This is a genomic window from Wolbachia endosymbiont (group E) of Neria commutata, from assembly GCF_964026735.1.
In the GTDB taxonomy this organism is placed as follows: Bacteria; Pseudomonadota; Alphaproteobacteria; order Rickettsiales; family Anaplasmataceae; genus Wolbachia.
This window is the reverse complement of the sequence record NZ_OZ034692.1, coordinates 1,205,443-1,226,022: the sequence shown is the minus strand read 5'-3', so window position 1 is coordinate 1,226,022 and position 20,580 is coordinate 1,205,443. Positions and strand designations below refer to the sequence as shown.

The window sequence follows — 20,580 nt, the reverse complement described above, 5'->3', positions numbered from 1 at the left end:
TTTAAATTTATCTTAAACAAGATTATGTCAGATCTAGCAGAAAGAATGTCTTTAATAAAACCATCGCCTACAATTGCTGTGACCGATAAGGCAAATAAATTAAAAAGCGAAGGAAAAAAAATTTGTGTTTTAGCTGCAGGTGAGCCGGATTTCGACACTCCAGATCATATAAAAAAGGCGGCTATTCAAGCAATAAATGAAGGCAAAACTAAATACACTGCTGTTGATGGAACGCGTGAACTGAAAGATGCAATAATTAATAAGTTAAAAAGAGATAATAACCTTGAGTATATAGCAAACCAGATTTGTGTTGGCACTGGTGCTAAACAGGTGTTGTTTAATTTATTTATGGCGACAATTAACTCTGGAGATGAGGTTATTATTCCAGCTCCATACTGGGTTTCGTATATTGATATGGTCAACCTTTTTGGCGGCGTATCAGTTGTTGCTAAGTGCAAACAAAACTTTAAAATTACAACAGAGTTATTAAAAAGTAAGATAACAAAAAAAACTAAATGGTTGATTCTCAACTCGCCAAATAACCCTGCAGGTGCAGTATATACGTATGATGAATTGAAAAGCATATCAGAAATATTGCTTGCACATCCACACGTAAATATTGTTACAGATGACATTTATGAGCATGTAATATATGGTGAAAAGTTTTTTACCATCGCTCAGGTTGAGCCAAAACTCTATAACAGGGTTTTTGTAGTAAATGGAGTATCAAAAGCTTATTCAATGACAGGTTGGAGAATAGGTTATGTTGCAGGTAGAAGTGATATAGTAAAAGCTATTTCCACGCTACAATCTCAAAGCACTTCTAACCCAAATTCAATAGCGCAAGCAGCAGCAGTTGAAGCACTAAATGGTGATCATAGTTTTTTGAAAGAAAGAACGGAGATTTTTAAAAGTCGCAGAGATTTTATGGTGGAAAAACTAAACTCTGCTCCTGGGTTATCAGTCACCACCCCACAGGGCGCGTTTTATTTATTTGTTTCGTGTGAAGAGTTGCTCGGCAAGAGGACAAAAAATGGTAAAGTAATAAATAATGATTTAGATTTTGCTGAATACTTACTGGAAGATCATTTAGTTGCTGTGGTTCCAGGAATTGCGTTTGGTATGGAAAGTTTTATTAGAGTTTCTTATGCAACCTCTCAAGAACAATTAGAAATTGGATGCAGCAGCATTATTAAGGCATGCCAGGAGTTAATGTGAACCTAACATTGCTTTAATATAGATATCTAACCCAAGCAAGTCTTTCGACTGCCTTCAGCATCCATCTCTCCACCTAAAGAACCATCCGGTTGTTCACTTTCCTTTGAAGAAAAGCATTCAACTGCTTTGTCAATCAACAAACATAAAGGGATACCAGCTATGCACCCAATACCAATAATGGCTATTCCACCCAATATAGCTATTTCTTCTGACATAATATAACCCTATATAATTAAATTAATAATGCTAATAGATAACATCTTTAGTTTATATAGTCAATGTTCTTGCTTTGCAATTTTATGATTTTCAATTGACTTTCAGCATACTTAAGTCTATAAATTTCAGTATATTTCAAGTTGCAAGATATGCCTGATTTAAAGACAATGACATTAAATTTTGGACCGCAGCATCCAGCTGCACATGGCGTGTTACGTCTTGTTTTGGAGATGGATGGTGAAGTGATTGAAAGGGCAGATCCTCACATCGGACTCTTGCACCGTGGTACGGAAAAGTTAATAGAATATAAAACGTATCTTCAAGCTTTACCTTATTTTGACCGCCTTGATTATGTCTCACCAATGTCGCAAGAACATGCATATTCATTATGTGTAGAAAAATTATTGCAATGTGAAATTCCAATAAGAGCAAAATATTTGCGTGTTTTGTTTTGTGAGCTTACAAGAATATTAAATCATTTGCTAAATGTTTCTTCTCAGGCACTTGACGTTGGAGCTATGACTCCTCTTTTATGGTTATTTGAAGAAAGAGAGAAAATACTAGAATTTTATGAAAGAGCTTCAGGTGCAAGGTTTCATGCGGCCTATATCAGGCCAGGTGGAATAGCAGCTGATATTCCAGAGAGATTAATTGAAGATATCGCAAAATTTATAGAGCAATTTCCGAAATATATAGATGATGTTGATGAGCTTTTGACAGAAAACAGAATATGGAAGCAACGCACTGTAGGAATCAGTGAAATATCAATAAAACAAGCGCTTGATTGGGGATTTAGTGGACCAATGCTCCGTGCAGCTGGGCTTGCTTGGGATTTGCGTAAAAGTCAACCATATGAGATATATGATCAACTAGATTTTGATATACCAGTTGGTCAAAATGGTGATTGCTATGACCGGTATTTAGTTAGAATGGCAGAAATCAGACAGTCTATTAGTCTGGTGAAGCAATGTATAGAAAAGATGCCTGAAGGTCCAGTAAAAACTGAAGACAGAAAAATTTCTCCACCGCCAAGAAAAGAGATGAAGATGTCGATGGAAGCTCTCATTCATCACTTTAAACTTTACTCAGAAGGATATCATGTACCAAAAGGCGAAGCTTATGTTGCTGTTGAAGCACCAAAAGGTGAGTTTGGAGTATATATAGTTTCAGATGGCACCAATAGGCCTTATAGATGCAGAATAAGAGCTCCTGGCTTTGCACATTTGCAAGCTTTAGATTTTATGGCAAAAGGTCATATGCTTGCCGATGTTGCCGCAATCATTGGATCACTCGATATAGTTTTTGGTGAGGTTGATAGGTAGACACACCTTACTCCCCTAGAACAATATTACAGGGAAGAGTAAACTATCTCTATTTTCAAGCTCTCACAGAGTTGTAGAAGATTGGCTAATGATTACTGTAACACTAACTCTGGTTGCTTATGTGCTTCCACATTAGGATTAGCAAAACATTTACTTATACCATAATCTATTCCAACACCAAACGCTGCACCAATTAATATGCCTACCACAGCAGCTACAATAAATACTACTTCAGGAGCTCCTGTAATGTGTGCTACAATCAGACCTATAGCTAAACCAGCTATTGTACAAACGCCTATGCAGCAGTATTTACTGTTACTTTTGGGTTTTTGAGGATAAGCTTGCGAGTCTTTCTCCAATTTCTTTGCGCTTTCTGAAGAAATAACTGAATCACGTATTGGTGCTTTAAGCTTGGTGTCTACTTTTTCATCAGCTTCTTCATATAAATAGCGAATATCATTTAAAGCTTCTTCTGAATTTTGTTCCCTGATATGGGCTTCTTGTGTTTTGATGAACTTGCCAAAACTATATCTAAGCTCTTCATGTCTATCGTTTTCTAACAATCTTAAAACTTCTACGTATGCAAGTTGATGGAGTGTTGGAACAATGACATTTAGTTTGGAAATATCGAAATCAAACAATGTATTAATAAGCTCTATATCACAAATATCTTTAAATTTTTTATCAGACTCACAAATGAATTCATCCAACTCATAAACTGACATACCTTGCAATTTACGACCATACACTTCTGATAAAATATCAATAATAATCTTATTATTGTGAAGAAATACATGTTCTTGAATGTATTGATCTAACCTGTAAAAATCTAATACACTATTACCCTCAAATGGATAAGCGTCTTCATCTTCTAATAACTTTTCTAATCCTCTATATTCTATAAATTTTTCAATAAATTCTCGTAAATTATAACTATAACCGAAATTAAGATCGATCTTCAACCTACCACGTTCAACTTCACTTTGTACATCTAGTAAAATACGATCTATATAATTACGTATCCTTTCACCTTTTTTAAAATCATCTCTCAAATTTTCATTTACTTCTATTTGTTGTTTTAACTCTTCATCTAAGTTACTAGCATAATATGCAATCATATAAATGGTTGTAGGTAATGCATTACTATGAGTAGACGTAATTGTAGACATAATTTCATATGAGCCATCTTTCAGCTTTATATTAGGATCAGCACCATTTTCAGGAAGCACTTTTGCCATCACTCCAGGGTGTTGCTTCTGAATTCCATATGCACGTGACTCTATAGCAGTACAATATAATGGAGTTATACCGTAAGTTTCACTGCGTATACTACAATTAACACCTCGATTAGCAAGTATTCTCACTACATTTTCCTGCTTAGCTAAAACAGCATAATGTAAAGCAGTACCTAAGCTGGATTGTATATTAGGATCAGCCCCATTTTCAAGAAACATAATTACTGCTCTTGAAGCATTGCTTTGACTAGCATCACGTAAAGGAGCCATATGATCGTAATTTTGTGTGTCAATATCCGTATTAATAGCAGCACCTTTTTCTATTACTACCTTTATTACTGACTCAATTCTTTCCTCTTCTTCATCAAGCAACGGGAAAATTGCCTGATACAAAGCTGTCTTACCTTTCTTATTTGTAGTATTAATGATGCTCTTGTTTTTTTTAATAAGTACCTCTATAATATCCAGGCTGTCCTTCCTCCCATCCTTCTTGCATTTCTCATGATTATGTGGATATTCAGATGCATTATATGAAATCTTGCTGTGCCTATAAGCAGCTATATGTAATGGAGTATCACCATTTTTATCTTGTATAATGACATCAGCACCAGCATCTATCAACTTTTGAACATCTTCTACGCTACCATTCTTTACAGCCTCAAAAAGCTGCACGCTACTATCTTGTTGCGCTAATCCATTTTCTTCAGTCACGTAATCTTTATAACCTCATAATAATATAATTTTACTAAAAATCTTAACAATTGTCAAATTTCATAAGCACACAGTTTTCTTTACTTAACATTTCACATACCGTATTTATATCTACATAAAATTAGCAGTATTAAGATGACAATGATATGCAAAAAATCTATTGTTTTTTCGGGTGTTCAGCCAAGCGGCATATTACATCTGGGTAATTACCTTGGTGCGATTAAGCAGTGGGTAGACTTACAGGATAAATATAAGTCCCTTTTTTGTATTGTTGATTTGCATGCAATCACAGCCAATAAACTTCCAGCAAGTGAATTGAAAAGCAATATCTTCAAAACAGCAGCGGCCTATATCGCCTGTGGAATAGACCCAGAAAAATCCATTATTTTTAACCAATCCACAGTTAGCGGTCATGCAGAACTCAGTTGGCTGCTTAGTTGTTACACACCTATTGGCTGGCTTAACCGGATGACTCAGTTTAAAGATAAAGCTGGAAGCGATAAACAAAAAGCTTCTCTAGGATTATATGGCTATCCAGTGCTTATGGCTGCAGACATATTGTTATACAAAACCAAATGTGTTCCTGTTGGTGACGATCAAAAACAGCACCTGGAGCTTGCACGTGATATTGCATCAGCTTTTAATAATCACTATCAACAAGATTATTTTACTGTGCCAAAAGCTTTAATTTTAGGCCACACATCAAGGATAATGAGTTTAAGAGATGGTACAAGCAAGATGAGTAAATCTGACCCTTCTGACCATTCACGCATTAATCTTGATGACCCCAGTGATTTAATTTTTAGCAAGATAAAAAAAGCAAAAACAGATTCAATTTCAAGTTTTGATTTTGCTACTTCGGAAGATCGTCCAGAAATAAGTAATTTGATAAACATTTACTCAGCACTCAGCACTATGAGCGTAGAAAAAGTGTGTGTAGAAATGAACAAACATAACATGGAACACTTCAAAAAAGAATTAGCTGATTCAATTGTCAGTGTTATATCACCCATACGCGAGAAAATTAATGATCTGCTAAAAGATCAGCTATATTTAAATACAATACTAAAAGAAGGCACAGAGAAAGCATCAGAAATTGCAAATCACAATATAAAAGAAATTAAGGATATCATTGGATTTGTCCAGTGAATTATTACTGTAGCCCCCCTGCGAAACAACGTGAAGCAAGTTGCTGATAAAATCTGGTAAGAAATCCCCAGCTCAAAAATTATTAAAAACTATGCCGCAAATTCACAATTCCGGCAATAATATTATACCCCTTCTCCCAATAATCAAAATGATTCATGAGAAGGTAGAATCAACAGCCAGGCGGAAAGATTTAAAGAACGGGATATTTTTCCTTGCTCTATTTTAATAGGAAACCACTGGTGCTCAATTTATTAAAATCAGGAGAATACGTCCGAGATTCCCGCAAGTATTCCAGTGCAATAAGCAGCATATTCTCCCCGCTCAGTTTATTTTTTCTACCGCCTTTAGCCTTCTTTTCCTTATTTGCCTTCCATAAAATCTCTCTCCTTTTTTGCAATATCCATACTCATAATCCTCCGTGTTGTCTATTCCAGATTCATCAATATATACGAGATTATCAGGAGCTTATGTTGCTATAACTTTCAAGAATTCTGCTCGTTTTTCTTCGCTTCTTTCTTTGTATCCATAGGTCTTTTTTTCGTGTAAATCTAATATTTTTGAGGGCAGGGTGGATCGTTTGGTGGCTGATATTGCCCCAAAGTTCAGCCATCTCTGATTGAGTTTTACCTCCATGTTTTTTCGCAAATTCAGTGAACGCATTCCTGTCGGTAATTTTATGATTATAGCCTACACTTCCCGGCTTTTTCGATGCAAAACTCCCGTTTCTTTGCACCTTACTTGTCATTCGTACAAAGTTGTTTCTCCTATCTTAAATCTTTTTGCCACAACTGCCCTGCTTGCTCCTATTGCAGAAAATAATTTCCTATTGTTCTCTCTTTCATCATCGCTATCAGACCTAAAATGACGTTTACGCTTAGGAAGCCTCTGAGCTTGTCCTGTTCCTTCTATCAGTCCGGCAACTTCTTCTTTTTTTAGATAATCTGTTGGATGTTATGTTTTTAGCATAGAGATACCCTGTTACTTTCATTACTCAAACACACTATGCTAAGCTTGCTATATGGTATACCAGGAAGAGCAGCAACGCAAGTTATTTATGCACATTTTAGTATTTTATTTTCAGGCTACTTTTTTATGTTTTTGAGCTCGGACCCAGTGCTAATAAAAAAATTTATATTTACTAATTTACTTCAAATTTTAAAATTTTGATGTTCTCTTTCTCAGGCAGGTAGGTACTTTTATGTAAACAAATTTTACTTAAAACTTAAGAGATATAGCCACTTTCAGCCATTTTACATAACGCTCGTGAGAAGAGTTCGTTTAAGGCAAGCAAGGTACTGACAAACTATTTTGCCAGCACTTTCTAAATGTCCCTTCAACAAGGTATATCTAAGTGGCCTAATTGTACAGCCCAATGTACTTTTGTTTTTATCAGGAGACTTAAAATCAAATTCTCTATGTAACAAGCTCTTTGACCCTACTGAGATTATTATACCTTATAGCATCAAATAACTCTTCATTCTCATCTGACCGTTTTAATCGTCCTAAAACAGCATTTTACTGGTTTAATGTTTGCATAGCAACCCGCCTACCACTATATCAATTTACATATGTCCATACCTAAAACATTTTCTAATGCAACAACAATTTAAAAAGCAGCAACAACAAATATTATATTTACTTTTTACAACAACTGTATTACAATAAACAACAATTTTTTGTCAGTTCTCAAATTAAGTATGGTCCTTTTTAACTTTTTATACTATAAGGAATATAGCTGGTTTTCACCCGATTTCCATAATGCTCGTGAGAACGAGTTTTATTTGAAAGGTCACCTCAGCCATTAAAATTGTGAAATGATATCGCTCTTTTATAAATTAAGGCTATTCAATTACATATTAAGTAGCCTAAAGGATATAGCTGTGAAATTATTCCTCCTTACGGGATATTTTTATATGTCTAGCATTATACTGATGTTTTTCAGCAATGGCTTTCAGTATGTTACGGAATTTGGTTCTTTCAAAAGTGCATTTTACTATTTATATCAATATCTCAAGTGGTATTGGGAAAACAAAGATGATTTAGACTATGGGGTCTCTATCAGAATATTAGTAGCCTTCTTTATCCCCTATCTTCTTTATAAATTATTTCTTAGCATAAACTGGAGGCCTTTTGTGAGGCATATAATAACACAAGTACTTAGACTCATGAGGAGAAAAAAGAGTAATGAATTAAATAAAGCTAGTAGCAATGGCTACAGCAACAGAACTAATTATGTCAATAACACAAGTTATGGATACGATCACAATAGTGATCAGGATGCAAAAAAGAAGGTGGATATGATAAAGCAGCTATTAATGAAAGATATAGAGCAAACTATAGATAAAAGGTTGCATAATATCTTTTTCGGTAAAAAAAATAAGTCTCATTGAGACTACACGAAATCCTTTGACCTTACCCAGAAAAAGTAAAGAAGAAGTTAGGATATACAGTTCCAGAGTGTGATGGCATGATATATGAGAAGTGACCATTAAAGGAGGAGTTGTGGTTACATGGGTGCGCCAGAACGACAGAGACGCGGTGCGTCGAGCAATACAAAATAGTCAAGAGAGCATAGCAAAGCTTGCTGAGCACTATACCAAAGACCATTATAAAATGGAAGAAGCGTTCATTCACTAAAGGTAGACCCCCTGCGAAAAGGTAGAAAGTAGGTGAAAACGACTAAAAAGCGTATAAAATGAAAATTTTAGAAGAGTAAAATGGCAATAAGTTACGCAAAAGTTTCAAAGACCCAGTATAATTCCAGGCAATTAACGGGTCTGACAACGTTACAAAAGACAGAACGCTGACTCCAGAGAGGATTTAAAAATTTTAGCAGACGTCACAGAGCAACCCATACAGCGGCCAAAAGACGCAAAAAAACGTAAAAATCTTATTCCGGAAAAAAGAAAACAACCACGATGAAAACTGAAATTGTGATCGAGGAAAATGGGCAGATTTTGTCGGTTTCAAAGTCACATCGAGGCCGAATTCACGATTTTCGCATAAGAAAACAGGAAAAATTGTTGGCCAAAGATAGCATAAAATATGCTGATTCTGGGTATCAAGGTTGGCAAAAACTGCAGAAAAACGTTGTGATTCCATACAAAAAACACCGTAAAAAGCCACTAACGGAGGAGCAAAAGGAGCATAATCGGAAGCTGGCATCGTTCAGGATGCGAGTGGAAAATAAGATTCGCGAGATAAAAATCTTCAAAATAATGTCAAATGTTTACCGCAATTTTCAGAAGAAATACAACTTGAGATTTAATATTATTGCCGGAATTGTGAATTTGCGGCATAGTTTTTAATAATTTTTGGGCTGGGGATTTCTTACCAGATTTTATAAGCAACTTGCTTCACGTTGTTTCGCAGGGGGTCTATTGTACTAGTCGTTGTAATTCCCAATTGTAAATGCCAGCTATCAGATTGAACCTCAAACCGAAGCGTTTTCGCCTATTTCTATATCTGTCTGCAATAATTTCAAATCTTTTCAGCAAACCAATCACATTTTCAACTGCCACCTTTTACTCGCAAGCTCCTGATTTTTTCTCTTTTTTTCTTTAGTTAATTGATGAATTTTGTGGATTTAAACCGAGCCTTTCCTTTAGCTCAGTACTCTCTATAAGAATTGATTATTGTCACATAATTAAATGCTACTGTAATATCCAAAAATGCCAAATAAGCACGCTACAGTATAAACTTAGACAAATCCAACTGCTTTGAAATTGATTCGAGTTTATCTTTGACATATTTGCTGTCTATAATGAATTTTTTGCTACTTTTTTCAGAGGCAATGAAACTTATTTCATCCAAAAGCTTTTCCATAACAGTATGAAGCCTTCTTGCACCTATGTTTTCCACTTCTCTGTTAACAGTAAAAGCTATTTCAGCTATAGTTTGTACACCATCATCGGTGAATTCAAGTGTCACATTTTCTGTCTTCATTAAAGCTATATACTGCTTTAACAAACTAGATTCTGGTTCCTTCAATATTCTTATTAAATCCTCTTGAGTAAGGGCTTTAAGTTCCACTCTGATTGGCAACCTGCCTTGCAATTCCGGTAAAAGATCAGATGGCTTAGATAAATGAAAAGCCCCAGATGCAATAAACAATATATAGTCTGTTTTTACAGGTCCGTATTTAGTTGAAACAGTCGTTCCTTCAAGTAGTGGCAACAAATCACGTTGCACTCCTTCCCTATTTACTTCACCTTTTACTTCTGTTCGTGCTGCAATTTTATCTATTTCATCCAAAAATACTATGCCATCATTGCTAACAAGGTTAATGGCTTCTTTGATTATCTTGTCTTCATCCATCAACCTTTCACTTTCTTCGTTAATTAATATCTCACGTGCTTCTTTTACCTTAACTGTAATAGTTTTTGTTTTTTTGCTGCCATTGAACATTTTACCCATTATTTCTGTTACGTTCATAACGCCAACCTGCCCACCTGGCATACCAGGTATATCAAAAGTCGGCAGCATACCCTTGCTTTCTCTCACATTAATAGAGACTTCTCCGTCTTCAAATTCCTTGTTCCTTAACCTTTCTCTAAAGATCTTTTTGCTTTCATCAGTGGCATCTTCACCAACCATAGAGTTAACTATTATCTTCTCAGCCAAATTCAAAGCCTTTTTAGTTAATGCTTTACGGGCTTTCTCTTTGACTAAAACTATTGCTGCATCAACCAAATCTCGTATTATTGAGTCAACATCACGTCCAACATATCCTATCTCAGTAAATTTCGTTGCCTCAATTTTTATAAATGGCGCACCTGCAAGTTTTGCTAAGCGGCGAGCTATTTCAGTCTTACCAACCCCAGTATGACCTATCATCAGTATATTCTTAGGTATGATTTCATCACGTAATGGAAGTGGAACTTTATTGCGACGCCAGCGATTTCTAAGTGCAATAGCAACGGCACGCTTTGCATCATCCTGTCCTATTATGAATCTGTCCAGCTCCTTAACTATTTTTTGTGGCGGCAGATCATCTAACAAAACTTGTGTATTATAACCCTCTTGAGCACTATCTTCATCTGAATCAAAACCACTGTCAGCGTCTTCGTTGCAATCACTTTGTTCATTATAGGCGTCACTATCATCAGATTGCTTTTCCAAAAGGCCCATAGGTTTATAATAACCACTGGAAAAATTAGTACATAAAATTTTTTGTTCAGAAGACATATTACTCCTATATCTTTTCAATAATTACATTATGATTCGTATAAACACATATATCAGCTGCTATCTTCATAGCCTTTTTAGCTATTTCCTCTATTGATATTCCTTCAACATCAATTAAAGCTTTTGCTGCCGATAGTGCAAAATTTCCACCAGAGCCAATAGCTGCAATTCCATCTTCAGGTTCAAGCACATCACCCGTTCCTGTAATTACCAACGAAATTGATTTATCTGCTACAATCATCATAGCCTCCAATTTCCTTAGATATTTATCCATTCTCCAATCTTTTGCAAGCTCAACACACGCCCGCATTAATTGCCCTGGGTGTTGCCCAAGCTTAGATTCTAATCTTTCAAAAAGAGTAAACGCATCAGCTGTTGTTCCTGCAAAACCAGTGATTACAGAATCGCCAGAAAGGCGTCTGACTTTTTTTGCACAAGATTTTATAACAGTGTGGCCCAATGAAACTTGCCCATCCCCTATCACTACCGCATTTTCACCCTTTCTAATTGATAGTATAGTAGTTCCATACATTGTGCTATTGTCGCGGTGAATCATTTTTCTATCACTTTAAATAAGAATTTCATTATACTTTAAGACTTTAATCAGATTTGCCGAATATGTTTGGCTATAGCTTATAATATAGTACTTTCCTTATAACATTTAAAGTGTAGATGCAAAATATAATTCATACAAAATTGGAAAAAAGTGTAAACAATTGGTTTGAAGCAAAGTTTAATGGTCTAAGGGGGATGTGCAGGTAAGGTCAGATACAACTTTATTTAGTAAATTTTTTATTAAAAAGTATTGACATACTAATTTTAGATGATATCTTCGTATTATTAATTATTTAATAATATAAATTATGCCTTCAATAATCGCAGAAACAAGAGAAAACAGAAAAAAACACAAAACACTTGCCTGTATATACTTAACACTTCCATGAAAATGCTAATCTTGCCTATGATTTTTGCATTTTCTATGCCAGCAGGTGAAGGTTTTATTGTATTGCTACTAGACAATGGTAGAATTACAGAATGGGCAAAATTGATTCCAGAATGGATGCAGTTTATTGAAATAAAGGAAGTAGAAGTACTGAGTCAAATGACTCCTGAAATTAAATTTCTATTCTATGCTTCTTTATTTTTTGCAATAGCAATTACTGTACTTACTGTTTGCATGCTCTATCAAATGCAAAAAAATTCTGAAAAGAGAGGTCAAAATAAATGTCAATTAAAGATTCTAGGTTCGTTAAACCAAGAGAAGAAACAAACAATTACACATTTAGATAGTAATGGTGCAGGTAAAAAGAAGCAAATTTGTGTAGGACTAGAGCAAGAGTTATAGTAATGGTTGTATAATCAAAAAAGGGGATAAAACAGCTAGACTTGTGTATAATACGTCTGGAAGAAAAAGAGACCATGAGTATGAAGTTGTCGAATGTGAGGATATAGAAAACTTTGAAAAAGATTTTTGTGGAAAAGAAAATAGCGAGAAGGTTACAATATATGGTTTTAAACCTCACTCTACTGTACTCAGCACATTAAGTGGTGTAATATTTAAAACTCACCCAAGAGAGGAAAAAATTGAAAGCCCTCCATTACCTTAGATCAAGAGCTTCTAGGTTCTAAGTGCTTCCCTAAGGAGATCTTGTTTGATTATGGCAGTTAACAATTCCGAGAGCTCGTTGGTCGTCTACTCTTGGCTCTTCCAATTTACCATTTTGCTTATCAGGATATTTGTCTAACTCTGCTGATATGTCATCAAGCTCTTCGGACATTTTTTGTAACTGATCATTGTGCAATCTCATATGGCACGATGTTACGGCACCTATAGTATCATAATATGGTCTCTTGAGCTCTAAGTGCTGACTTAAATAAAAAGGCACTACTGAATCTATTATGCAAGCCCCCATCAATGCAGCAGAAATCTTACTATAGCCATAATACGCAGCAACAGCAGCAGAAACTGCTAGGGCTGGTAAAGCAAATTTTATAGGCCTTAATATTGAAGGCTCTAACCTATCTGTTTTTGCATATCCATAAAATAGTTGCGTTACAGTTTTGCACAACTGCTCTTTCGTCAGACCAAAAACTGCGCCAAAATTAGGATCATAGAGCGCAAAATCATTGTCCCCATTTTTCCTCATTAATACAACGTGTGAACCTAGTTGTTGCTCAGAAGTAAAAGATAGTCTTACATACTCATTATTATCTATTCTTGCTAACCTTAAATCTTCTTCAGTCAATATTCTTTGATCTTTTAGTACAGTATTTATTTCTATTAATGAGGGTAACCGACTATAATCTCTCAAACGCTCATTTACCTTGAGCAACAAGGTTATTTCTTCCATTGTCTATGCACGTTTGTTTAAACTATCATTACGTATCCTTTCACGCTTGTCACCTAAAGTGCTGCGTTTTCTCGTATGATATGCATCAACATCACCATTTCCCACACGATCAATCAAATCATTTGCTAATAACTCTAATGATCTTTTAGAGTCTTTATCGATCTCTTGGTCAAAATAGTAATTATTAATAAATACTTCAGAAAAAGCTTCCTTATTAGCTAATAAATTACGTACAGCAACATATTCGCATAGATGTCTATATAGACCATCTTCTCTTTGCCAAATGGGTTTAAGAATTTCTCTATATTTTTGTGATATTCTTTCATCAGCCTGCATGAAAGCTATTAAATCACCTTGTGCATTGAAAACCACATTATTCCCTATGTCTTCAGGAAATAATGATCTATCCTTACCCTTTATTTTAAATGCTATATAAAAAAAATTATTTCTATTGCTTCCTATCATTATTCATACCACTAACTAAATCATAGGTTGATTGTATCATTAATATTCAATTAAGTCAAGAGTTCTGTTAGTTAGTAGAATATGGATACAAACATACGATCTTTAAATTAGGAATATATAATAGCTAACACAGATAAGTTTTTTCTAATGAGAGGAGATTGTTTGATTATGGCAGTTAAACAACTTCGAAAGAGAATCGATAGGTTTACAAGAATTAAATTATCACTATTCTATAGTTAACCGCTAGTTAACTTTTGCGCTTATGAACGTTAAAAATTTTTTCACTAAAGCAGTCGTTGTTCTTTTGGCTTGCTTATTAATCTTTATGGGAGTTGGCAACCTTCTCTCAGATGATGATAAAGGAGAAGAAGTAGCTAGAGTAGGAAAAGAAGTTATAACATTGGATGAATATAAATCGTTGTACCAAAATTATAGCAAGCAAATTTCTGGTTCTGAGGTTGGTAATGAACAAGTAAAAAAGCTGAAGTACGATTTGCTTAACGCACTTATAGAGCAAAAACTGTTGCTTAACTTAACTAGTGAGCTGGAGCTCGCAGTTGGAGAGGAGTCCATAAAAGATCATATAAAAAACACTAAGCATTTTCAAAATGATCAGGGTGAATTTGACAAAGATAAATTTCACGAAGCGTTAAATGGTCTACACATGACAGAAAAGGAGTATATAGCAAAGCTAGAAAAAATCCTGCCTGCAATGATGCTCATGACTTCTTTGTTTAAAGATAATTACCCGATAACTTTTGGTGAAGAAATCGATAGAGAGATATACAAAAGTCGCAACCAGACTAGAGTGGTTGATATTATTAAAGTAACTAAAGATGCAATTACAGATACCACTGAACCAGATGATCAAGTTCTGCTTGATTTGTATGAAAAAAATAAATCTCGTTTTTACTTCCCTGAATATCGAACTGCACAATATATCTCTCTAAGTCCAAAATATTTTGAAGATCAAATTGAAATCTCAGGTGAAGAAGTAGATAGTGTAATAGAACAACAAGAACTTAAAGATCAAAGGGACATATTTAATTTAATATTTTCCACAAAAGAGGAAGCTGAAACAGCAAAAAGAGCATTTGAAGAAAGCAAAATAAGCTTTGAGCAAATGGTAAAAGAGTTTGGTAAAGCAAGACTTGAGGAGACTAAAATAAATAATATAACTAAGGATTTCTTGCCAGAAAGCATGAGAAAAGAGGTGTTTGCTCTTAAAGCTGGTGAAGTGAGTGGAGTTTTAGCAAGCAGCTTTGGTTGGCATATAATAAAAGTAGAAGACGTGCACCAAATCTCTAATGAAAACTTGATTGATTTAAAAAAAGATATTAAATCAGCTTTAACTAACCAAAAATCTTTTGAAAAGGTCAATGATTTTATAAATCAAGTGAATTATAAGATATACAACAGTGCAACGATTGAAGAAATATCAAGCGAATACAATTTGCCGATACAAACTATTGGTCCAATAGATGCTAGTAGCAAAAGCCAAACTGGCGATAACATAGAAAGCTCTAGTGATTTAGTTTCCTTCATTTTTTCTCGAGAAAAAGACCAGAAAGATTATTTTAAGGGTGTTGGAGATGCTATTGTTAGTGTAAAAATCATTGATATTATTCCATCCAAATTACAAAGCTTTGAGGAAAGCAAATCATCAGTAACAAAGCTTTGGCGTAATAAGTTTATAGAAGAAAAAATGTTTGAAATTGGGCAAAAAATTGCGACTCAGCTAAGAGAAAAAACTGATTTGGAAGAAGTTCAAGGTGTAGAATTTCTTGAAGGACAGCAAATACGCCGCAATGAACAGAGTTATCCATTTTCTTTTACAGAAGAGATCTTTAATATGAAAACAATTGGCTCAGTAACGAACCCTACTCAGTACAATAATGACGTTATAATAGGCACTCTAAAAGAGGTGCATTCAGCAGATGGTAAATTAAATATGCTTGAAACTGGGAAACGCGTCATGATTTCACTGAAAGAGCAATTAATCAGCTATCTGGAATCAAAATATAAGGTTGAAGTCAATCACGCTATGCTTGATGATATATAAGAAAAACATATGATCTTGGCTTTTTCTTTCACGAATAATATAAGTAGCGGTTATCAAATAAAAAGGCTTCACAATTGATTTGACTTAAACTACTTATTATATAAAATTATAGCTTATATATGAATAAAGGTTAACATGGCAGTTAAAATAAGATTAGCAAGATTTGGAGCAAAAAAACGCCCTTTTTATAGAATAGTTGTGGCTGATGCACGTGCACCAAGAGATGGACGTTTTATTGAGAGAATAGGGCAATATGACCCGATGCTACCAAAAGACAATAAAAATCGTGTTGTAATAAAGGCTGATAGATTAAAACATTGGCTGAGTGTTGGTGCACAAGCGACTGAAAGAGTGCTATGGTTTATCAAAAAGGGCCTAGTTACTTTAGAGGCAGAAGAGAAGAAAGTAGAAGAAAAAACAATAAAAGGACAAGAGGCATAAATCTCTTTAAATGCTACACACTGATTTAACAAATAATGATAAATTAGATAATATTTTATCTTCTGATTTATTGGCTATGAAGGAATTTATCTTCAGAAATGTTGATAATGGGAACACTAAGCTTGCTACTGATATTATATCTCACCTTATTATGTCGGGTGGAAAAAAAACAAGGCCTAAGCTTGTCTTCATTATATGTAAAATGCTGGGCTATTCTGGTGAAAATAGGATCAATGTTGCTGCAGCAGTAGAGTGTATACACAATGCAACCTTACTTCATGATGATGTTTTGGATGAAAGCAAGGTGCGTCATGGAGTTAAAACAGCAAACAAAATATGGGGAAATAAATCAAGTATTTTAGTTGGTGATCTGTTGTTGACTCTAGCATTTCAGTGGCTTATAGAATGTGGAAATTTAAATATTCTGTCTATTTTATCTGAAGCATCCCACTTGCTTGTGAGAGGTGAAATAAAGCAGATGAGAACACTTTTTGACCCCAGCACAATGAAGAAAAATTATTTTGATATCATTGGAGAAAAGACAGCATCTTTATTTTCCGCGTGTTGCGAAGCTGCAGCTATGGTATCTGGTGCTACAAATGATGAAACAGATAGGCTAAAGAATTTCGGTTTTAATTTTGGTATGGCATTTCAAATAATCGATGATGTGCTTGACTATACTGCCGATCAAAGCACTTCTGGAAAACAAGTTGGAAAAGATTTTTTTGAAGGTAAAGTGACATTACCTGCTATTATAGCATATGAAGAAGGCAATTCGGAAGAGCAAAAATTCTGGCAAAAGTGTTTTTCTTCAGCTGAGCGTAATTTTGATCAGGCAATGCGTTATATTAATTATCGCAGTGCGATTCAGCTTTCTATTGAAAAAGCAAAGCACTATATTAATGAGGCACAAAACAGTATAAGCACTTTTTCTGACTCTCTTTATAGGAATGCTTTAGTTGACTTTTTAAATGTGAACATAGAAAGGAGAATGTAGTTGATATTTTTAGATTAATTGCTATATATTTATTAGATTCTTGAAGGATAGCGATATGTCAGATAATGGTAAGGAAAAAAAGAAGAAGTTTGTTGATATGGTAAATAAACACACAAGTGATGAACAACAAGATGATAGCAATAAACAAACTGGTGACTTGAACGAAGATCTGAACATATTGAGAGAGCGTGCAGCTCAGCTTGAAGATCATTTACGCCGTGCTGTTGCGGATAATGAAAACGTTAAACGCATAATGCAAAAACAAATTAGTGATGCAAATGACTTTGCAGTTACAAAGTTTGCACGTGATATGATCGATTCGTGTGATAATTTAAAAAGAGTAATAGAAATTTTGAAGGATGACGACCCTGTACATGAAGGAATAAAAGTTGGTAATCAAAAAATTATAAATGATCTAAAAAAACATGGAATAGAAGAAGTGAATCCACTAGGTGAGCCTTTTGATAGTAATTTTCATCAAGCTGTTATAGAAAAAGAGGACAATGAAAAAGAGTTAGGCACTATTGTGGAAGTCTTACAAACTGGTTACACGATTAAAGGTAGGTTGCTCCGCCCTGCAATGGTGATTATTTCTAAAAAATCAGGTGGAAATTAGGGAATGTTTAACAAACTATACGCGTCAAGTTAAGAAGCAAGGGTAAGAAAATTCAATGAACTTAAGGTTAGTCTTTCTATACCTGTCTTTCACAGAAAATTGTTGGTAACCGTTCACGGAGTATTTTCCAACTAAGTAGGAATAGCGACTAAATTCTGTAATTTCTGGACAGGATTCTGATTATTCAAGCGTGCAGTCAAAAATATCGAGAGCATTCTTTAGACCTCCTGCGAAAAGGTAGAAAGTAGGTAAAACGACTAAAAAGCATGTAAAATGAAAGTTTTAGAAGAGGGAAGATGGCAATAAGTTACGTAAAAATAGCAAAAACACCATATGTTTTTAGACAATTGACAGGGCTCACAACATCTGAATTTGAAAAAATTGTGGCAAAAGTGCGTCCAGAATGGGAAAAAATGGAGGCGAAAAAGAAATGTCACGGAAGAAAATCGCATGTTAAGGTGCTAGAAGACAAAATTTTATGTGTTCTAATTTATTACAGAACGTACATAACGCATCCATTTTTAGGGTTTTTGTTTAATTTGCACAACTCAAATATTTGCCGACTTTTGAAGAAAATGGAGCCATTATTGGCCAAAAAAATTGCGATAAAAAAGGATAGAACGCTGACTCCAAAAAGGATTTAAAAATTTTAGCAGATGTCACGGAGCAACCGATACAGCGGCCAAAAGACGCAAAAAAACGTAAAAAATCTTATCCCAGAAAGAAAAAAATGACCACAATAAGAACCGAAATTGTGATTGAGGGAAATGGGCAAATTTTGTCGATTTCAAAGTCACATCGAGGTCGAATGCATGATTTTCGCATAAGGAAACAGGAAAAATTGTTGCCCAAAGATAGCATAAAATATGCTGATTCTGGCTATCAAGGTTGGCAAAAACTGCAGAAAAATGTTGTGATTCCATACAAAAAACACCGTAAAAAACCGCTAACGGAGGGGCAAAAGGAGCATAATCGAAAATTGGCATCGTTCAGGATGCGAGTGGAAAATAAGATTCGCGAGATCAAAATTTTTAAGATTATGTCAAATATTTACAGAAATTTTCAGAAGAAATACAACATGAGATTTAATATTATTGCGGGTATTGTGAACTTGCGGCATAGTTTTTAATAATTTTTGGGCTGGGGATTTCTTACCAGATTTTATCAGCAACTTGCTTTACGTTGTTTCGCAGGGGGTCTGGTGCAACTATTGCATATCTTGCAGGAGCTGCTACTTTGCCTATTATTGCCGCTATTGCAGTATTTTCTGCCGTTTCTGGTGCGTTAATGGGCTGCGGCATTGCAAAGATTTGTGAAAAAGTAAGTAGAAAGAGGCAAAATGACCCTAAAATGGGTATATTGACTGCTTTGAGTATTGTGCTTACTCCTAAATGGTTGAATGGCAATGTTGCTACAAAAACCTAGGCCATCTTATAGATAGCAGAACTCTTACATAACCTACTTTCTGAACGTAATTTTGCCGTCAAAGGTTATTCATTACAGCCCCATAAATTATAGTTGCAATAAGTTAACCTTACTACTGCCACTCTGTAAAGTCTTTGTTGCTTCAATTTGACAAATGTTAAGATTTTTGATAATATTAAGATGTGTGTGAATAATGAAAAGAGGTAATAGATATGTTTGCTAATTCTAATAATAAAGCTAGAAATATTAATGATATATTATCTCATGCACGCTGTAGCTTTGCAAGCTATGAATCAGGGCAGGGAATTCGTTTAATTGTCTGAAGCAGAAATTGATATCATAAAGAAAACTGCTATCAAAGGCATTGTAGAAGTGCGTACTAGGCTGATGATAGCACTTGATAATCTTGACTTAGAAAAATATGTGAGTGAAGGCAAGGTAGAAATGCTAGAAAAATATTTAGATATGGTTGGACGATATTTCAAAATTACTGCAGATATTTTACATGAGCGTGAAGCACTGGATGATAAGGACAAATCTGAATGTGAGGATTTAGTAGCAAAAAAGCTTAAGAGAATAAAGAAAATTTTAAGTGAGAATGCACAGAGTCAAAATGGTCCAAAGACAAATGGTGATGATGAGAGTGAAGCACAGAATGAAAGTGAACAGCCTCAACAAAGAGCACAATCTGCAGATAATATTCCCAATCAAAAGATAAAGAATGAATCAAATCCACAAACAGATCCTCACGAACCACAAAACACTTATGATAATGGGATGTACTGTGCTGTAGGTGTTGCTGCTCTTGGTTTCACATTAATAGGAGTGATATTATGTGCTACAGTTAATCCTATTGCTGGTGGGATAATTATTGCAGCAACTACAGTTTCCTTAGTTGGAGTAGTAGCAATGAAAACTTATGAAAAGAAAAAAGAAAAGCCAGAAATGGATACGTGGACTGCCTTTAAAGAAGTGTTTACTTTTAAATGTATGAGTGATAACGATGTTGTAAATCCTAGTCTTGGTACGTCAAGAGGTGCGTAAAAAAAATTACTGGCGACCTATACAGAGTGCGCTCAATTTCTGGTTTATTTTTCAAGAATCCGTTAAATCTTATTTACTTTATCTATACAACAAAACTTATTAGTTTATTACAAACTTCTTTTCATGTATAAATCTATAGCG

The 20,580-nt window shown here is 34.7% G+C and carries 18 protein-coding genes and 6 pseudogenes; 14 read left to right on the top strand and 10 right to left on the bottom strand.

Annotated features, from left to right (window positions below; all coding sequences use genetic code 11):
* Nucleotides 1–24: 24 nt before the first annotated feature.
* Nucleotides 25–1,218 (top strand): pyridoxal phosphate-dependent aminotransferase, encoded by a 1,194-nt coding sequence (locus AAGD89_RS06510; RefSeq protein WP_341808219.1) that lies wholly within the window; start codon nucleotides 25–27, stop codon nucleotides 1,216–1,218.
* 26 nt (nucleotides 1,219–1,244) lie between these two features.
* Here AAGD89_RS06510 and AAGD89_RS06505 read toward each other — a convergent pair whose 3' ends face one another.
* Nucleotides 1,245–1,433, bottom strand: a complete 189-nt coding sequence (locus AAGD89_RS06505) for a hypothetical protein (RefSeq protein ID WP_341808218.1) — start codon at nucleotides 1,431–1,433, stop codon at nucleotides 1,245–1,247.
* A gap of 150 nt (nucleotides 1,434–1,583) precedes the next feature.
* Between AAGD89_RS06505 and AAGD89_RS06500 the strand changes: the two genes are divergently transcribed.
* Complete coding sequence (locus AAGD89_RS06500; RefSeq protein WP_341808217.1) at nucleotides 1,584–2,756, top strand: NADH-quinone oxidoreductase subunit D; 1,173 nt, start codon at nucleotides 1,584–1,586, stop codon at nucleotides 2,754–2,756.
* Between the two features lie 92 nt (nucleotides 2,757–2,848).
* Here the strand turns inward: AAGD89_RS06500 and AAGD89_RS06495 are convergent, their stop codons facing one another.
* Complete coding sequence (locus AAGD89_RS06495; RefSeq protein WP_341808216.1) at nucleotides 2,849–4,702, bottom strand: ankyrin repeat domain-containing protein; 1,854 nt, start codon at nucleotides 4,700–4,702, stop codon at nucleotides 2,849–2,851.
* A 141-nt stretch (nucleotides 4,703–4,843) separates the two neighbouring features.
* Here AAGD89_RS06495 and trpS point away from each other — a divergent pair, with 141 nt between their 5' ends.
* Complete coding sequence (gene trpS / locus AAGD89_RS06490; RefSeq protein ID WP_341808215.1) at nucleotides 4,844–5,851, top strand: tryptophan--tRNA ligase; 1,008 nt, start codon at nucleotides 4,844–4,846, stop codon at nucleotides 5,849–5,851.
* A gap of 153 nt (nucleotides 5,852–6,004) precedes the next feature.
* Here trpS and AAGD89_RS07370 read toward each other — a convergent pair.
* From AAGD89_RS07370 to AAGD89_RS06480, 3 pseudogenes are all read right to left on the bottom strand, one after another.
* Nucleotides 6,005–6,122 (bottom strand): annotated as a pseudogene (locus AAGD89_RS07370) (IS630 family transposase); the annotation flags it as partial.
* Nucleotides 6,117–6,245: pseudogene (locus AAGD89_RS06485) on the bottom strand (IS5/IS1182 family transposase); the annotation flags it as partial. The pseudogenes AAGD89_RS06485 and AAGD89_RS07370, both read right to left, overlap by 6 nt.
* Nucleotides 6,224–6,658: pseudogene (locus AAGD89_RS06480) on the bottom strand (IS630 family transposase); the annotation flags it as partial. The pseudogenes AAGD89_RS06480 and AAGD89_RS06485, both read right to left, overlap by 22 nt.
* 1,325 nt (nucleotides 6,659–7,983) lie before the next feature.
* Between AAGD89_RS06480 and AAGD89_RS06475 the strand changes: the two are divergent.
* Together AAGD89_RS06475 and AAGD89_RS06470 are read left to right on the top strand one after the other, a co-directional pair.
* Nucleotides 7,984–8,241: a hypothetical protein gene (locus AAGD89_RS06475; RefSeq protein ID WP_341808213.1), complete on the top strand. Its 258-nt coding sequence runs from the start codon at nucleotides 7,984–7,986 to the stop codon at nucleotides 8,239–8,241.
* A gap of 392 nt (nucleotides 8,242–8,633) precedes the next feature.
* A pseudogene (locus AAGD89_RS06470) lies at nucleotides 8,634–9,159 on the top strand (transposase family protein); the annotation flags it as partial.
* Between the two features lie 69 nt (nucleotides 9,160–9,228).
* Here AAGD89_RS06470 and AAGD89_RS06465 read toward each other — a convergent pair.
* From AAGD89_RS06465 to hslV, 3 genes and pseudogenes are all read right to left on the bottom strand, one after another.
* Nucleotides 9,229–9,431 (bottom strand): annotated as a pseudogene (locus tag AAGD89_RS06465) (transposase family protein); the annotation flags it as partial.
* 107 nt (nucleotides 9,432–9,538) lie between these two features.
* Nucleotides 9,539–11,038, bottom strand: coding sequence for an ATP-dependent protease ATPase subunit HslU (hslU, locus tag AAGD89_RS06460; protein WP_341808212.1), 1,500 nt, complete (start codon nucleotides 11,036–11,038; stop codon nucleotides 9,539–9,541).
* 7 nt (nucleotides 11,039–11,045) lie between these two features.
* Nucleotides 11,046–11,594 (bottom strand): ATP-dependent protease subunit HslV, encoded by a 549-nt coding sequence (gene hslV / locus AAGD89_RS06455; protein ID WP_341808211.1) that lies wholly within the window; start codon nucleotides 11,592–11,594, stop codon nucleotides 11,046–11,048.
* A gap of 384 nt (nucleotides 11,595–11,978) precedes the next feature.
* On the opposite strand from hslV, the gene AAGD89_RS06450 reads away from it, so the two are divergent.
* Nucleotides 11,979–12,383: a hypothetical protein gene (locus AAGD89_RS06450; protein ID WP_341808210.1), complete on the top strand. Its 405-nt coding sequence runs from the start codon at nucleotides 11,979–11,981 to the stop codon at nucleotides 12,381–12,383.
* Nucleotides 12,384–12,426: 43 nt separating this feature from the next.
* Complete coding sequence (locus AAGD89_RS06445; RefSeq protein WP_341808209.1) at nucleotides 12,427–12,645, top strand: hypothetical protein; 219 nt, start codon at nucleotides 12,427–12,429, stop codon at nucleotides 12,643–12,645.
* Nucleotides 12,646–12,675: 30 nt separating this feature from the next.
* On the opposite strand, the gene AAGD89_RS06440 is transcribed toward AAGD89_RS06445, so the two are convergent.
* Together AAGD89_RS06440 and AAGD89_RS06435 are read right to left on the bottom strand one after the other, a co-directional pair.
* A complete protein-coding gene (locus AAGD89_RS06440; RefSeq protein ID WP_341808208.1) occupies nucleotides 12,676–13,389 on the bottom strand; it encodes a hypothetical protein in 714 nt (237 codons plus the stop codon).
* A 3-nt stretch (nucleotides 13,390–13,392) separates the two neighbouring features.
* Nucleotides 13,393–13,854, bottom strand: a complete 462-nt coding sequence (locus tag AAGD89_RS06435) for a hypothetical protein (protein ID WP_341808207.1) — start codon at nucleotides 13,852–13,854, stop codon at nucleotides 13,393–13,395.
* 262 nt (nucleotides 13,855–14,116) lie between these two features.
* Between AAGD89_RS06435 and AAGD89_RS06430 the strand changes: the two genes are divergently transcribed.
* From AAGD89_RS06430 to AAGD89_RS06400, 7 genes and pseudogenes are all read left to right on the top strand, one after another.
* Entirely contained in the window at nucleotides 14,117–15,916 is a 1,800-nt protein-coding gene (locus tag AAGD89_RS06430; protein ID WP_341808206.1) for a peptidylprolyl isomerase, read from the top strand.
* Nucleotides 15,917–16,051: 135 nt separating this feature from the next.
* Nucleotides 16,052–16,357, top strand: coding sequence for a 30S ribosomal protein S16 (rpsP, locus tag AAGD89_RS06425; RefSeq protein WP_341808205.1), 306 nt, complete (start codon nucleotides 16,052–16,054; stop codon nucleotides 16,355–16,357).
* A 10-nt stretch (nucleotides 16,358–16,367) separates the two neighbouring features.
* Nucleotides 16,368–17,354, top strand: a complete 987-nt coding sequence (locus AAGD89_RS06420) for a polyprenyl synthetase family protein (protein WP_341808204.1) — start codon at nucleotides 16,368–16,370, stop codon at nucleotides 17,352–17,354.
* Nucleotides 17,355–17,409: 55 nt separating this feature from the next.
* The gene (locus AAGD89_RS06415; RefSeq protein ID WP_341808203.1) at nucleotides 17,410–17,970 is read left to right on the top strand and encodes a nucleotide exchange factor GrpE; all 561 of its coding nucleotides are present in this window, start codon (nucleotides 17,410–17,412) and stop codon (nucleotides 17,968–17,970) included.
* Nucleotides 17,971–18,266: 296 nt separating this feature from the next.
* Nucleotides 18,267–19,099: pseudogene (locus AAGD89_RS06410) on the top strand (transposase family protein).
* A 53-nt stretch (nucleotides 19,100–19,152) separates the two neighbouring features.
* Nucleotides 19,153–19,395, top strand: coding sequence for a hypothetical protein (locus AAGD89_RS06405; protein ID WP_341808202.1), 243 nt, complete (start codon nucleotides 19,153–19,155; stop codon nucleotides 19,393–19,395).
* A gap of 315 nt (nucleotides 19,396–19,710) precedes the next feature.
* A complete protein-coding gene (locus AAGD89_RS06400; RefSeq protein WP_341808201.1) occupies nucleotides 19,711–20,439 on the top strand; it encodes a hypothetical protein in 729 nt (242 codons plus the stop codon).
* Nucleotides 20,440–20,580: the final 141 nt, after the last annotated feature.